Annotated in this window: 10 protein-coding genes; 7 read left to right on the top strand and 3 right to left on the bottom strand. The window is 52.8% G+C overall.

Annotated features, from left to right (window positions below):
- Window positions 1-155: 155 nt before the first annotated feature.
- Window positions 156-1,661 carry a glycerol-3-phosphate dehydrogenase gene (gene glpD, locus FQ015_RS01945; protein ID WP_039020620.1) on the bottom strand — a complete coding sequence of 502 codons (1,506 nt, stop codon included), beginning with the start codon at window positions 1,659-1,661 and terminating at the stop codon, window positions 156-158.
- A gap of 189 nt (window positions 1,662-1,850) precedes the next feature.
- Between glpD and glpE the strand changes: the two genes are divergently transcribed.
- The 3 genes from glpE to FQ015_RS01930 are packed head-to-tail and all read left to right on the top strand — an operon-like array spanning window position 1,851 to window position 3,827.
- On the top strand, window positions 1,851-2,177 hold the full coding sequence (glpE, locus tag FQ015_RS01940; RefSeq protein WP_000371928.1) for a thiosulfate sulfurtransferase GlpE: 327 nt from the start codon (window positions 1,851-1,853) through the stop codon (window positions 2,175-2,177).
- 44 nt (window positions 2,178-2,221) lie between these two features.
- Window positions 2,222-3,052: a rhomboid family intramembrane serine protease GlpG gene (gene glpG / locus FQ015_RS01935; RefSeq protein WP_000928723.1), complete on the top strand. Its 831-nt coding sequence runs from the start codon at window positions 2,222-2,224 to the stop codon at window positions 3,050-3,052.
- 16 nt (window positions 3,053-3,068) lie between these two features.
- Window positions 3,069-3,827, top strand: coding sequence for a DeoR/GlpR family transcriptional regulator (locus FQ015_RS01930; RefSeq protein WP_000815098.1), 759 nt, complete (start codon window positions 3,069-3,071; stop codon window positions 3,825-3,827).
- Here FQ015_RS01930 and rtcR read toward each other — a convergent pair.
- Entirely contained in the window at window positions 3,809-5,407 is a 1,599-nt protein-coding gene (gene rtcR, locus FQ015_RS01925; RefSeq protein WP_105277447.1) for a DNA-binding transcriptional regulator RtcR, read from the bottom strand. The genes FQ015_RS01930 and rtcR overlap by 19 nt on opposite strands.
- Before the next feature lie 187 nt (window positions 5,408-5,594).
- Between rtcR and rtcB the strand changes: the two genes are divergently transcribed.
- Window positions 5,595-6,821 (top strand): RNA-splicing ligase RtcB, encoded by a 1,227-nt coding sequence (gene rtcB / locus FQ015_RS01920; RefSeq protein ID WP_105277448.1) that lies wholly within the window; start codon window positions 5,595-5,597, stop codon window positions 6,819-6,821.
- Between the two features lie 3 nt (window positions 6,822-6,824).
- The gene (gene rtcA / locus FQ015_RS01915; RefSeq protein WP_105277449.1) at window positions 6,825-7,841 is read left to right on the top strand and encodes an RNA 3'-terminal phosphate cyclase; all 1,017 of its coding nucleotides are present in this window, start codon (window positions 6,825-6,827) and stop codon (window positions 7,839-7,841) included.
- A 42-nt stretch (window positions 7,842-7,883) separates the two neighbouring features.
- Here the strand turns inward: rtcA and malT are convergent, their stop codons facing one another.
- The gene (gene malT / locus FQ015_RS01910) at window positions 7,884-10,589 is read right to left on the bottom strand and encodes an HTH-type transcriptional regulator MalT (protein ID WP_000907017.1); all 2,706 of its coding nucleotides are present in this window, start codon (window positions 10,587-10,589) and stop codon (window positions 7,884-7,886) included.
- A gap of 623 nt (window positions 10,590-11,212) precedes the next feature.
- Between malT and malP the strand changes: the two genes are divergently transcribed.
- Both malP and malQ read left to right on the top strand, forming a co-directional pair.
- Window positions 11,213-13,606 (top strand): maltodextrin phosphorylase, encoded by a 2,394-nt coding sequence (gene malP / locus FQ015_RS01905; RefSeq protein WP_105277450.1) that lies wholly within the window; start codon window positions 11,213-11,215, stop codon window positions 13,604-13,606.
- A 9-nt stretch (window positions 13,607-13,615) separates the two neighbouring features.
- Window positions 13,616-15,700: a 4-alpha-glucanotransferase gene (gene malQ / locus FQ015_RS01900; RefSeq protein WP_160523633.1), complete on the top strand. Its 2,085-nt coding sequence runs from the start codon at window positions 13,616-13,618 to the stop codon at window positions 15,698-15,700.
- The last annotated feature ends 13 nt before the right edge of the window (window positions 15,701-15,713 follow it).

Genomic DNA, 15,713 nt, shown 5'->3' with positions numbered 1-15,713 from the left:
ATACGGCATGCGGACTGCAGGCAGAGAAAACTGGCCGATTTTCTCTGCACAGGAGGGATAATACAAGGCCTGATAAGCGTAGCGCATCAGGCAGTTTTTTGTTTATCATCAGTCTCAGGTCAGATTGAAATCTGACCTGGCCACCTTACGTTAATTTACGACGCCAGCGACAACCTCTGCTGCGTATATTCCCCCAGCCACTGACTCACACGAGATTGTTGATCCGCATTCAGCCACATGCCTTGTTTTGTGCGACGCCACAGGGCATCGTCGGCGCGGCGGACCCATTCGTGGTCGACCAGATATTTCAGCTCCGCTTCGTAGAACTCATGCCCGAAATCCTCCCCAAGATCGCTTACCGCCCCCGCATTGCCGAGCAGCAGCTCGCTGTTGCTGCCGTAAGTGCGCGCGTAGTGACGTGCCAGCGATTCGGTCAGGAACGGATAACGGCGGCGCAGGCGGGCGGCATAATCGTCGCGGTCGCCCTCGATGGCACCACCCGGCAGCACGCTCTCTTTCGTCCACGCCGGGCCAATACCCTGATAATACGGCGTCAGTTTTTCCAGCGCGTGCTCTGCCAGTTTGCGGTAGGTGGTCAGCTTACCGCCGAATACCGATAACAGCGGAGCTTTGCCGTTTTCATCATGGATATCAAGGGTGTAATCACGGGTAATGGCCTGCGGCGAATCAGATTCATCATCACACAGCGGACGCACACCGGAGTAGGTCCAGACGATATCGTCCCGGCTTAACTGCTTTTTAAAGTGCGTGTTATACACTTTCAGCAGGTAATTGATTTCACTCTCTTCAATCTTCACTGCTTTTGGATCACCTTTGTATTCCACATCGGTGGTGCCGATGATGGAAAACTCGTCCATCCACGGGATCACGAAGACAATACGTTTATCTTCGTTTTGCAGAATGTAGGCTTGCTTCTGGGTATGCACACGCGGCACGACAATATGGCTGCCTTTGATCAGGCGAATGCCATAAGGTGAGGGTAGATGCATCCCGTCGTCGAAGAACTGCTTCACCCACGGGCCGGTGGCGTTCACCAGACCGCGTGCCTGCCAGCTGTATTTTTTACCGGTATCAATATCTTCTGCTTCCACAATCCACAGGCCGTTTTCGCGGCGAGCAGAAGTGGCACGAGTACGGGTAAGCACTTCACCGCCTTTACGCACCACCATCTGGGCGTTGGCGAGTACCAGACGGGCGTCGTCTACCCAACAGTCGGAATATTCGAATCCGCGCTTAATTTCCGGTTTTAACACTGAATTTGCGCCAAAACGCAAACCGGTAGATCCCGGCAGGCTGGTACGCTTACCCAGATGATCGTACATAAACAGACCAATACGGATCATCCACGCCGGACGCAGATGCGGGCGATGCGGCAGGCGAAAACGCATCGGGAACGCGATATGGGGGGCCATTTTCAGCAACACTTCACGTTCAGCCAGCGCCTCGCTGACCAGGCGGAATTCATAGTGCTCAAGGTAGCGCAGGCCACCATGAATGAGTTTTGAACTGGCGGAAGAGGTCGCACAAGCGAGATCCTGCGCCTCCAGCATCAGCACGGATAAACCGCGTCCAGCGGCGTCTGCCGCGATACCAGCACCATTGATGCCGCCACCTATCACAATCAGATCTTTGGTTTCCATGCTGCCCTCATTCACTTTCGTTAAAGCTCATAAATGTTCGTTATCGAACATATTAGCAAAGAATCGCGCTTTGGGTAACATTGAAAAAACATTTTAGAGTGATATGTATAACATTATGGCGTTTATCTGCCGCTTCGACGTAAACTGTGCGGTAAATTTGCCCACTTGTTTGTAAAGAAAGAGAGACGCATGGATCAGTTCGAATGTATTAACGTTGCCGACGCGCACCAGAAGTTGCAGGAAAAAGAGGCGGTGCTGGTCGATATTCGCGATCCACAGAGTTTCGCAATGGGGCATGCGGTGCAGGCTTTCCATTTAACCAACGACACATTGGGCGCGTTTATGCGTGATAACGACTTCGATACGCCAGTCATGGTGATGTGTTACCACGGTAATAGCAGCAAAGGCGCGGCGCAGTATCTGCTACAACAGGGCTACGATGTGGTCTACAGCATTGATGGCGGCTTTGAAGCCTGGCAGCGTCAGTTTCCTGCAGAGGTGGCGTACGGCGCGTAACGCTTTATACTGTCCCCTTTTGTGTGGAATAAGCGACAGCAACGATGTTGATGATTACCTCTTTTGCTAACCCCCGCGTGGCGCAGGCGTTTGTTGATTACATGGCGACGCAGGGTGTTATCCTCACGATTCAACAACATAACCAAAGCGATGTCTGGCTGGCGGATGAGTCCCAGGCCGAACGCGTGCGGGCGGAGCTGGCGCGTTTTCTCGAAAACCCGGCAGATCCTCGTTATCTGGCGGCCAGCTGGCAGGCGGGCCATACCGGCAGCGGCCTGCATTATCGCCGTTATCCCTTCTTTGCTGCCTTGCGTGAACGCGCAGGTCCGGTGACCTGGGTGATGATGATCGCCTGCGTGGTGGTGTTTATCGCCATGCAAATTCTCGGTGATCAGGAAGTGATGTTATGGCTGGCCTGGCCATTCGATCCGACACTGAAATTTGAGTTCTGGCGTTACTTCACTCATGCATTAATGCACTTCTCGCTGATGCATATCCTCTTTAACCTGCTCTGGTGGTGGTATCTCGGCGGCGCGGTGGAAAAACGTCTCGGTAGCGGTAAGCTAATTGTCATTACTCTGATTAGCGCCCTGTTAAGCGGCTATGTGCAGCAAAAATTCAGCGGGCCGTGGTTTGGCGGGCTTTCTGGCGTGGTGTATGCACTGATGGGGTACGTCTGGCTACGCGGCGAACGCGATCCGCAAAGTGGCATTTACCTGCAACGTGGGTTAATCATCTTTGCACTGATCTGGATTGTCGCCGGATGGTTTGATTTGTTTGGGATGTCGATGGCGAACGGAGCACACATCGCCGGGTTAGCCGTGGGTTTAGCGATGGCTTTTGTTGATTCGCTTAATGCGCGAAAACGAAAATAATTCCAGGGATTTATAAATGAAACAAACACAACGTCACAACGGTATTATTGAACTGGTTAAACAGCAGGGTTATGTCAGCACCGAAGAACTGGTGGAGCACTTCTCCGTCAGCCCGCAGACTATTCGTCGTGACCTCAACGAGCTGGCGGAGCAAAACCTGATCCTGCGTCACCATGGCGGCGCGGCGCTGCCTTCCAGTTCGGTTAACACACCGTGGCACGATCGCAAGGCCACCCAGACCGAAGAAAAAGAGCGTATTGCCCGCAAAGTGGCGGAGCAAATCCCCAACGGCTCAACGCTGTTTATCGATATCGGCACCACGCCGGAAGCGGTGGCGCACGCGCTGCTTAATCACAGCAATTTGCGCATTGTGACCAACAATCTCAACGTCGCTAACACGCTGATGGTGAAAGAAGATTTTCGCATCATTCTTGCAGGTGGCGAATTACGCAGCCGCGATGGTGGGATCATTGGCGAAGCGACGCTCGATTTTATCTCCCAGTTCCGCCTTGATTTCGGGATTCTGGGGATCAGCGGCATCGATAGCGACGGCTCGCTGCTGGAGTTCGATTACCACGAAGTTCGCACCAAACGCGCTATTATTGAGAACTCGCGCCACGTTATGCTGGTTGTCGATCACTCGAAATTTGGCCGTAATGCGATGGTCAATATGGGCAGCATCAGCATGGTCGATGCCGTCTACACCGACGCCCCGCCACCAGCGAGCGTGATGCAGGTGCTGACAGACCATCATATTCAGCTGGAGCTGTGCTGATCCTGCACGGCTTCCCACGTCAGACCAAAACGCGCCAGGTATTTGCGTAGCCGATCCGCGTCGTTGACGCTGGCTTTGCCCTGGCGCGAAACATCAAAGAGTTCACGCCCGGCAGCGGAAAGCGATTTTGCCTGACGGCAGATAGCGATAACGTGTTCCAGTTGCAGCCGATCAAAGAGGTCGATGTTTTCCGCTTCAGCGCCCAGTAGCTGCTTAAGCGCAGAAGAGCGGCTATCCTGCCAGTTGTAGCGTAGACGGTTTATCTCATCTTCTACGGTTTCAAGGGTGATACGCCCACTATCGGCAAACGTCGCCATGCGTGTGACGCTGGCAGAAAGTTCGCGAAAGTTACCGCGCCATGCTGCCTGAGATGATGTCGCAAAGGCCAGCCAGGCGCGCCTCGCTTCGGTGTTAAAACGCACGCTGTCGCCGGTAAGTGAGGCGTGGCGCTCCACTTCATAATCCAGGTTAGGTTCAATATCTTCCTGGCGCTGGCGTAGCCCCGGCAGGGTGAAGGTCCAGAGATTGATCCGCGCGTACAGGTCTTCGCGAAATTTGCCTTCGGCAACCAGCTGGCGCAAATCGCGCACCGTTCCGGCGATCAGCTGAAAATCACTGCTCACCTGGCGATCGCTGCCAAACGGGTAAAAGGTTTTCTCTTCAATGGCTTTCAGCAACATCGCCTGTTCGTCTGCGCCCAGTTCGCCAATCTCATCAAGAAACAACATGCCGCCGTTGGCGCTGCGTAATAATCCTTCACGAGATTCCCGCGCCCCGGTAAACGCGCCTTTCACATGACCAAACAGCGCGGACATGGCGGTATCGCCGCGCAGAGTGGCACAGTTCACCTCCACAAACGCGCCGCTAAACTGATGCCGCGCCTGTTTTAACTCGAAGATGCGTCGTGCCAGAAACGACTTACCCGCACCGGTCGGGCCGTTAAGCAGGATCGGTGCGCGAGATTTGATCGCCACTTTTTCGATCTGCTCAATCATGCGGTTGAAGTGGGCGTTACGCGTGGCAATGCCGGATTTGAGGAAATCGAGGGTTTGCTGGCGTTCTTCGGCAAAGCGGCTGGCTATAGCGTTATAACGGCTTAAATCGAGATCGATAATTGTCACTTCACCTGCACCGCGCGGCTGTTCTTTTTTACGCGGTGGCGAAGATTGTATTAACCTGGCGGGCAGGTAACGTGCTTCCGCCAGCAGAAACCAGCAAATCTGCGCGACGTGGGTACCGGTGGTGATGTGAATTAAATAGTCTTCTTTATCAGGTTCGAACGCGTAACCACGGGCGAAATCATGCAGGCAGGCGTAAACCTCCTCGAAATCCCACGGGTTATGCAGTTCAATCTCAACGCTCACCACTTCTGTTTCTGGCGAAACGCTGGCGATATCGCGTTTCAGCGTTTCAAATAGCGAGCGCGAGCGGGCGTCGTGCAATAATTCCAGTCGATTGATAACTAACGATTCTTGCTGGCATACACAGAGTGACGGACGCCATTTCGACCAGCGCTGACTGCCGCGCCCGGCATAATCCAGTACGGTGCCGACAAAGCCAAAAGCCACTGTTTTACGCATCTTAGATATCCTTATAAAAGACGATATTTCATTATCGGCGAATTGGCTTTGCGGGAAATCTCCGTTTACGGACGTAAAGATTTAATCTATTAAAAACAATGAATTAAAAAATTAATCTGCTTATTTAATTTTCTGGCACGACGGATGCAATTATCTGGACAGCAAACAACGAAAAGAGAAAAACAAAATGAATTACGAATTACTGACCACTGAAAATGTCCCGGTAAAAATGTGGACCAAAGGCGTACCGGTAGAAGACGATGCGCGTCAGCAACTGATAAATACGGCGAAGATGCCGTTTATTTTCAAACATATTGCGGTAATGCCTGATGTACATCTGGGTAAAGGTTCCACCATTGGTAGCGTTATCCCGACCAAAGGGGCGATTATTCCGGCGGCGGTGGGGGTAGATATCGGTTGTGGAATGAACGCACTGCGAACTGCGTTAACGGCGGCTGACCTGCCTGAAAACCTGGCGGAGCTGCGTCAGGCGATTGAAACTGCCGTGCCGCACGGACGTTCCAATAATCGTAGCCGTCGTGATAAAGGCGCATGGGAGCATCCGCCTGTTAACGTCGATGCTAAATGGGCCGAGCTGGAAGCTGGTTATCAGTGGTTAACGCAAAAATATCCGCGTTTCCTTAACACTAATAACTATAAACATCTGGGAACGCTGGGAACGGGTAACCACTTTATTGAAATCTGCCTTGATGAGTCGGACCAGGTGTGGATTATGCTGCACTCCGGTTCACGCGGAATTGGTAATGCCATCGGGACTTACTTTATCGATCTGGCACAAAAAGAGATGCAGGAAACGCTTGAAACGTTGCCATCGCGTGACCTGGCGTACTTTATGGAAGGTACGGAATACTTTGATGATTACCTGAAAGCGGTGGCCTGGGCGCAGCTTTTTGCCAGCCTTAACCGCGATGCGATGATGGAAAATGTGGTAACGGCGTTGCAGAGCGTTACGCAGAAAACGGTAAGACAGCCACAAACGCTGGCGATGGAAGAGATCAACTGTCACCACAACTATGTGCAAAAAGAACAGCACTTTGGCGAAGAGATCTATGTGACGCGTAAAGGCGCTGTGTCTGCGCGTGCTGGTCAATATGGAATTATTCCCGGTTCGATGGGGGCGAAAAGCTTTATTGTCCGTGGGCTGGGAAATGAAGAGTCGTTCTGTTCGTGCAGCCACGGTGCCGGGCGGGTAATGAGCCGTACTAAAGCGAAAAAACTGTTCAGCGTGGAAGATCAAATTCGTGCCACCGCGCATGTGGAATGCCGTAAAGATGCCGAAGTGATCGACGAAATCCCGATGGCGTATAAAGATATCGACGCGGTGATGGCGGCACAAAGCGATCTGGTGGAAGTTATCTACACCCTGCGTCAGGTGGTGTGTGTAAAAGGATAAATGATGAAAAGGATGATTGCGCTGGATGGCGCACAGGGCGAAGGCGGCGGGCAGATCCTGCGTTCGGCACTGAGTCTGTCGATGATAACCGGCAAGCCGTTTACCATCACCGGCATTCGTGCCGGACGGGCAAAACCGGGACTGTTGCGCCAGCATCTGACGGCTGTAAAGGCGGCGACGGAAATTTGCGGAGCAACGGTGGAGGGCGCGGAGCTGGGGTCGCAGCGTCTGGTCTTCCGGCCCGGTACCGTGCGCGGTGGCGACTACCGCTTTGCTATTGGTAGCGCCGGAAGTTGCACGCTGGTACTACAAACGGTACTGCCCGCGCTGTGGTTTGCCGATGGTCCTTCGCGTGTTGAAGTGAGCGGAGGTACCGATAACCCGTCGGCCCCGCCTGCGGATTTTATCCGCCGGGTGCTGGAGCCGCTGCTGGCAAAAATAGGAATTCATCAGCAAACCACGCTGTTACGTCACGGTTTTTATCCTGCCGGAGGCGGCGTGGTGGCGACGGAAGTCTCGCCCGTGGCATCGTTTAACACCTTGCAACTTGGCGAGCGCGGGAACATTGTGCGGATGCGTGGAGAGGTGCTACTGGCTGGTGTGCCACGCCATGTCGCTGAGCGTGAAATCGCTACGTTGGCGGGTAGTTTTTCCCTGCATGAGCAGAATGTTCATAACCTGCCGCGCGACCAGGGGCCGGGTAATACCGTCTCGCTGGAAGTTGAAAGTGAAAATATCACTGAACGCTTTTTTGTCGTCGGTGAAAAGCGCGTCAGTGCCGAAGTGGTGGCTGCGCAGTTAGTGCAAGAGGTGAAACGTTACCTGGCGAGCCCGGCGGCGGTGGGGGAATATCTCGCCGACCAGTTGGTGCTACCGATGGCGCTGGCGGGGGCGGGAGAATTTACGGTCGCCCATCCCTCATGCCATCTGCTGACCAATATCGCGGTGGTGGAGCGTTTCTTGCCAGTGCGGTTTAGTCTGGTGGAGGCGGATGGCGTAACGCGGGTGAGCATTGAATGATATAAAGATGTAAGCCGGATCCGACGTATTATCCGGCTAAACTCACACCCCATATCCCATCATCTTCAGCAGTTTCTGCGCGTGTTGTACCGCGGCCTGACGGTGGGCGACACCGAGTTTTTGGTACAGATTGCGGATATGCGTTTTGATGGTGGTTGCCGCCACTTCCAGCTCGCCTGCAATTTGTTCATTGCTGTAACCGGAGTAAATCAGCCCCAATACCTGCCATTCGCGTTGGGTCAGCGGGCTGGTACGGATCAATTCTGGTACTTCCGGATGATTTAGCAGACGTTCAACGAAATTCTCATCAAAATGGGCGAATTTATGCCGATGATGTTGATTTATTTCCCGCAGAATACGCTGTGCGCGATGCTGTTCCAGCTCAGGCAACGTATTGAGTTGAATCAGTTGGCGTAACTGTTGCGCCATCGCTTCGCCTTCGATGACAAAGTGACTGATAAATCCGGTACGATTCGCCAGTTTTAATGCCTCCAGCAACACACGCTGGGCATCATTTTTGCGACCGGCCTGCCAGTATAGTTGATTAAGCAGCAACAGGTTACGGTTGAGATCGCTCATTAACCGCAGACTGCGGGCGTTTTCATTGAGTTCTTCAAGAACAATTTCTGCCGGTTCAAACTCGCCCAGCAATATTTGTGCACGGGCGATGTTGCGCCATTGACCTTGCAGGAAGTGGTTATTCGCAAACTCCGGTTTGGCTGTGTGACGCAACCAGTTGGCGGCGGCAGCTTTGTCGCCGGTCATTTGCCAGTAAATGACCCGGACTTTGTTGGCGTTAGAGATCCAGTCGCTGTGATATTTGCCATTTCCCAGCAGGTTTTCCAGACGATTCAGTTGGCTACGGGCGTTATCCAAATCACCTCGGGCCAGCGAGCATTGAATCAACATTGCCAGGCACTGGAGCTGTTGCTGTGGCTGATAAGACGACAAAACTTCAATCCCGCTGCGTGCCGATGCTTCGGCTTCGTCCAGCCGTGCCCAGGCCCATAACAGTTGTGCTCGGATACGTACCAGAAATTCATGCATTGGCAGCTGTTCCAGATGCTGCTCGTTGATCAGCTGGAATGCTTTTTCCTGCGTTTCCCACGCGGTTTGCAGGAAACCCTGAGCAAACAGAATTTCGCTTTGCTGGATTAAACTCCACAAAGCGTAGTGCCAGACATCGTGCTGGCGTGCCATCTGTTCGGTTTGCTGCATTAACGCCAGTGAGCGGGTCAGTTCCCCTTTGCAGTGCAATACTTCACCCAACACCGAAGTTGCTACAATGCGGCTGTAGAACCAGCCGGGAGGCAGTTCTTCCAGTGCCAGTTTTGCCAGCCGTTCAGCTTCATCCGGGTTACCATCGTTAATCGCCACCTGGGCGCGCAGAGCATTAAATTCTGCGTGCATGGTGCCTTCTCTGATGTCTTTGATTTCATGTTCAGCACGAGCCAGCAGGGTGTTTACTTCGCCGTAGCGATGCTGGCTTTGCATCAGCCACGCTTGTAATAACACCAACTGCGGATTTTCCAGCAAACTCTCCCATGGCAGGGCTTTAAGTGACTCTTCAAGTAGCGAAAGTTCGCTGTGGTTGAACAAACTCCAGGCGTGATTAAGCAGAATATCGCGCAGCATCAGCGCATCGCCTGCCGCCAGCGCATGATGAATCGCTTCGCTGGGGAATCCCTGGGCCATCCAGCTTTCTGCGGCGGCACTGTGGATTTTCGGCAGCTCAGCCGCCAGTTCCCACTGGCAGCGCTGGCGCAGGAAGTTGCCAAACAGCGGGTGATAGCAGAACCACTCGCCGCTATCATCCATCCGCTGTAAAAACAGCCCCTGACGCTCAATCTCTTCGAGGCGCATTTGCCCGTTTTCTTCGCCGGTCACACGAGTGATGAGTGCATCGTTCATTGAGCGCAAAATGGCGCTTTTCAACAGAAAATGGCGCGTTGCGAGATCGACGTTGTCCAAAACCTCATCGACCAGATAATCCGAAAGATGACTGGCATTGATTCCCGCCAGGCGACGTGCCGACTTATGGGCTGAGTGGGTATTCTGCCGGGCGGAGAGGGCAATTAACTGTAGCGCAGTCGCCCAACCGGAAACGTCATCGCAAATCCGACTGCTTTCTGCGGCTTCAATCGGCGATGACAGGCGGCAATCAAAAAACTGCTTCGCTTCCTGGTGGGTAAACGCCAGTTGCTGACTGCCAATTTCCAGCAGTTGGTCGCGAACACGCAGATTGGCAATGCCCAGTTGCGGAAGATTGCGTGACAGCACCACCAGGGTGAGATTTTCTGGTTGATGGCGAATAAAGAAGCGCATTGACTCGTGGATCACCGGATTAGTGATCAGATGGTAGTCATCGATGACCAGATAAAGTGGGCTATGCCATTCCGCCAGCTCAATGAAAAGCTGAGCGAAGAGTGACGTCAGGCTGGCATATTGCCGTTTTTGCGCCATCGTCTCACAAATCGCACAGTGACCGTTGGTTGCCTGTTGCACGGCGGCAATGAAATAGCTGGCGAAACGTTCTTGCTGGTTATCGCCCTCATCCAGCGAGTACCAGCCCAAATCGTTTTTGCCTGCCGCCCATTGAGAAATGAGTGTGGTTTTTCCGTAGCCCGCAGGACTCGTGATCAGCGCCAGCCGGAAGTTGTTCGCGCCGGAAAGTTTAGCCAGCAGGCGCTCACGAACCACGGTATGGTCGAGTCGAACCGGACGACTTAATTTTGACGGAATCAGCATAGTTAATCACTTCACTGTGGAAAATGAGGAAATATTATTTTTTTTGCGCTTCGTAATTAATGGTTATAAGGTCGGCCAGAAACCCTTCTAATGCAAGCGATGACGTTTTTTTATGTGTCTGAATTTGCACTGTGTCACAATTCCAAATGTTTATTAACAACTCACCTAATAACGACGCTGATGCAGCGTGAATACTGGGTTTTACGGTAGTTTCCTCATGTTCATCAGTTTCATTTAAGCAAAGGAGTCTTCTCAATTCCTGATGAAAGAGCCATCTAAAAAGAGGATCTTAATAAACCTATTAAGAATGAGATGGAGCAAACTGGATGTTTTACTTATGAAACTGTTTCACTCCTTTACTTAATTTATAGAGTTACCTTCCGCCTTTTGAAAATACACAACGGCCATTTTTTGCACTTAGATACAGATTTTCTGCGCTGTATGGCATTGATTTGCTGCTAATCCTGTGGATTGCACTAGGTTTAAGTGGTCGAGATCACATTTCCTTGCTCATCCCCGCAACTCCTCCCTGCCTAATCCCCCGCAGGATGAGGAAGGTCAACATCGAGCCTGGCAAACTAGCGATAACGTTGTGTTGAAAATCTAAGAAAAGTGGAACTCCTATGTCACAACCTATTTTTAACGATAAGCAATTTCAGGAAGCGCTTTCACGTCAGTGGCAGCGTTATGGCTTAAATTCTGCGGCTGAAATGACCCCTCGCCAGTGGTGGCTGGCAGTGAGTGAAGCCCTGGCGGAAATGCTACGTGCCCAGCCATTCGCTAAACCGGTGGCCAATCAGCGACATGTTAACTATATCTCAATGGAGTTTTTGATTGGACGCCTGACGGGTAACAACCTGTTGAATCTTGGCTGGTATCAGGATGTACAGGATTCGTTGAAGGCTTATGACATCAACCTGACTGACCTGCTGGAAGAAGAGATCGACCCGGCGCTGGGTAACGGTGGTCTGGGACGTCTGGCTGCGTGCTTCCTCGACTCAATGGCAACTGTCGGTCAGTCTGCGACGGGTTATGGTCTTAACTATCAATATGGCTTGTTCCGCCAGTCTTTTGTCGATGGCAAACAGGTTGAAGCGCCGGATGACTGGCATCGCGGTAACTACCCGTGGTTCCGCCACAACGAAGCACTGGATGTGCAGGTAGGAATTGGCGGTAAAGTGACGAAAGACGGACGCTGGGAGCCGGAATTTACCATTACCGGTCAAGCGTGGGATCTTCCCGTTGTCGGTTATCGTAATGGCGTGGCGCAGCCGCTGCGTCTGTGGCAGGCGACGCATGCGCATCCGTTTGATCTGACAAAATTTAACGACGGAGATTTCCTGCGTGCCGAACAACAGGGCATCAACGCGGAAAAACTGACCAAAGTCCTCTATCCAAACGACAACCATACTGCCGGTAAAAAGCTGCGCCTGATGCAGCAATACTTCCAGTGTGCTTGTTCGGTAGCGGATATTCTGCGTCGCCATCATTTGGCGGGGCGTAAACTGCACGAGCTGGCAGATTACGAAGTTATTCAACTGAACGATACCCACCCGACTATCGCGATTCCAGAACTGCTGCGCGTGCTGATCGATGAGCACCAGATGAGCTGGGATGACGCCTGGGCCATCACCAGCAAAACTTTTGCTTACACCAACCATACCCTGATGCCAGAAGCGCTGGAACGCTGGGATGTGAAACTGGTGAAAGGCTTACTGCCGCGCCACATGCAGATTATTAACGAAATTAATACACGCTTTAAAACGCTGGTGGAAAAAAACTGGCCGGGCGATGAAAAAGTGTGGGCCAAACTGGCGGTGGTACACGACAAACAAGTGCATATGGCGAACCTGTGTGTGGTTGGCGGTTTCGCGGTGAACGGTGTAGCGGCGCTGCATTCAGATCTGGTGGTGAAAGATCTGTTCCCGGAATATCACCAGCTGTGGCCGAACAAATTCCATAACGTCACCAATGGTATTACCCCTCGTCGCTGGATCAAACAGTGCAACCCGGCACTTGCGGCTCTGTTGGATAAATCACTGAAAAAAGAGTGGGCTAACGATCTCGATCAACTGATCAATCTGGAAAAATTCGCTGATGACGCGAAATTCCGTCAGCAATATCGCGAGATCAAGCAGGCGAATAAAGTCCGTCTGGCGGAGTTTGTGAAAGTTCGTACCGGTATTGAGATCAATCCACAGGCGATTTTCGATATTCAGATCAAACGCCTGCATGAGTACAAACGTCAGCACCTGAATTTGCTGCATATTCTGGCGTTGTATAAAGAAATTCGTGAAAACCCGCAGGCTGACCGCGTACCGCGCGTCTTCCTCTTCGGCGCGAAAGCGGCACCGGGCTACTACCTGGCGAAGAATATTATCTTTGCGATCAACAAAGTGGCTGATGTGATCAACAACGATCCACAGGTTGGCGATAAGTTGAAGGTGGTGTTCCTGCCGGATTATTGCGTTTCGGCGGCGGAAAAACTGATCCCGGCGGCGGATATCTCCGAACAAATTTCGACTGCAGGTAAAGAAGCTTCCGGTACCGGCAATATGAAACTGGCGCTCAATGGTGCGCTTACTGTCGGTACGCTGGATGGTGCTAACGTCGAAATCGCCGAAAAAGTTGGTGAAGAAAATATCTTTATTTTTGGTCATACCGTGGAACAAGTGAAGGCAATTCTGGCCAAAGGCTACGACCCGGTGAAATGGCGGAAGAAAGATAAGGTGCTGGACGCAGTATTGAAAGAGCTGGAAAGCGGTAAATACAGCGACGGCGATAAGCATGCCTTCGACCAGATGCTGCACAGTATCGGCAAACAGGGCGGCGATCCGTATCTGGTAATGGCGGATTTCGCAGCCTATGTAGAGGCACAAAAGCAGGTGGATGTGCTGTACCGCGACCAGGAGGCCTGGACTCGCGCGGCGATCCTCAATACCGCCCGCTGCGGTATGTTTAGCTCGGATCGCTCTATTCGCGATTATCAGGCTCGTATCTGGCAGGCAAAACGCTAAGGAAGCTCGATGGAAAGCAAACGTCTGGATAATGCCGCGCTGGCGGCGGGGATCAGCCCCAATTACATCAATGCCCACGGTAAACCGCAGTCGATTAGCGCCGAAACCAAACGGCGTTTGCTTGACGCGATGCATCAACGTACCGCCACGAAAGTGGCGGTAACGCCAGTCCCGAATGTCATGGTCTATACCAGCGGCAAAAAAATGCCGATGGCGGTGGAGGGCAGCGGCGAGTATAGCTGGCTGCTGACCACCGAAGAAGGAACGCAGTACAAAGGCCATGTAACGGGGGGCAAAGCGTTCAATTTACCGACGAAGTTGCCGGAAGGTTATCACACGTTGACACTCACCCAGGACGACCAGCGCGCGCATTGTCGGGTGATTGTCGCCCCGAAACGCTGTTACGAACCGCAGGCGTTGCTGAATAAACAAAAGCTGTGGGGCGCCTGCGTCCAGCTTTATACGCTGCGATCGGAAAAAAACTGGGGTATTGGGGATTTTGGCGATCTCAAAGTGATGCTGGTGGATGTGGCAAAACGTGGCGGGGCTTTCATCGGTCTGAACCCGATTCATGCGCTCTATCCGGCAAATCCGGAAAGTGCCAGTCCGTATAGCCCGTCTTCTCGTCGCTGGCTAAATGTGGTTTATATCGACGTTAACGCCGTCGAAGATTTCCATCTTAGCGAAGAGGCTCAGGCCTGGTGGCAGTTACCGACCACGCAACAGACGCTGCAACAGGCACGGGATGCCGACTGGGTCGATTACTCCACCGTCACTGCGCTGAAAATGACAGCATTGCGGATGGCGTGGAAAGGTTTTGCGCAACGTGATGATGAGCAGATGGCCGCGTTTCGCCAGTTTGTTGCAGAGCAGGGCGACAGCCTGTTCTGGCAGGCGGCGTTTGACGCGTTACATGCCCAGCAAGTGAAAGAAGACGAAATGCGCTGGGGCTGGCCAGCATGGCCGCAGGCGTATCAGAACGTGGATTCACCAGAAGTGCACCAGTTCTGCAAAGAACATCGTGATGACGTCGATTTTTATCTCTGGTTGCAGTGGCTGGCTTACAGCCAGTTTGCCGCCTGCTGGGAGATAAGCCAGGGCCATGAAATGCCGATTGGCTTGTACCGTGATCTGGCGGTTGGCGTAGCGGAAGGTGGGGCGGAAACCTGGTGCGACCGTGAACTGTATTGCCTGAAAGCGTCGGTGGGCGCACCGCCGGATATCCTTGGCCCGCTGGGGCAGAACTGGGGATTGCCGCCGATGGATCCGCATATCATCACCGCGCGTGCCTATGAGCCGTTTATCGAGCTGTTGCGTGCCAATATGCAAAACTGCGGCGCGTTGCGAATTGACCATGTGATGTCGATGCTGCGTTTGTGGTGGATACCGTATGGCGAGACGGCAGATCAGGGCGCGTATGTTCACTATCCGGTAGATGATCTGCTCTCGATTCTGGCACTCGAAAGTAAGCGCCATCGCTGCATGGTGATTGGTGAAGACCTCGGCACTGTACCGGTAGAGATTGTCGGTAAACTGCGCAGCAGCGGTGTGTACTCCTACAAAGTGCTCTATTTCGAAAGCGACCACGAGAAGACATTCCGCGCGCCGAAAGCGTATCCGGAGCAGTCGATGGCGGTTGCGGCGACACACGACCTGCCTACACTGCGTGGCTACTGGGAGAGCGGGGATTTAACACTGGGCAAAACGCTGGGGCTGTACCCGGATGAAGTGGTATTGCGCGGTCTGTATCAGGATCGCGAACTGGCGAAGCAAGGGTTACTGGATGCACTGCATAAACATGGTTGCCTGCCAAAACGTGCGGGGCATAAGGCATCGTTAATGTCGATGACGCCGATGCTTAATCGTGGTTTGCAACGTTATATCGCTGACAGCAACAGCGCTCTGTTAGGGCTTCAGCCAGAAGACTGGCTGGATATGGCCGAACCGGTAAATATTCCCGGAACCAGTTACCAGTATAAAAACTGGCGGCGCAAGCTTTCCGCAACGCTTGAGACGATGTTTGCTGATAATGGCGTGAACAAGTTGCTGAAGGATTTGGACAGACGGCGCAGAGCGGCTGCGAAGAAGCAGTAGAGAGCGGTTGATG

The sequence above is a fragment of the Escherichia sp. HH26CH genome (genome assembly GCF_009820205.1).
Lineage (GTDB): Bacteria > Pseudomonadota > Gammaproteobacteria > Enterobacterales > Enterobacteriaceae > Escherichia > Escherichia coli_F.
Note: the sequence above shows the minus strand (reverse complement) of the source record. Positions and strands in the feature narration are given on the sequence as shown.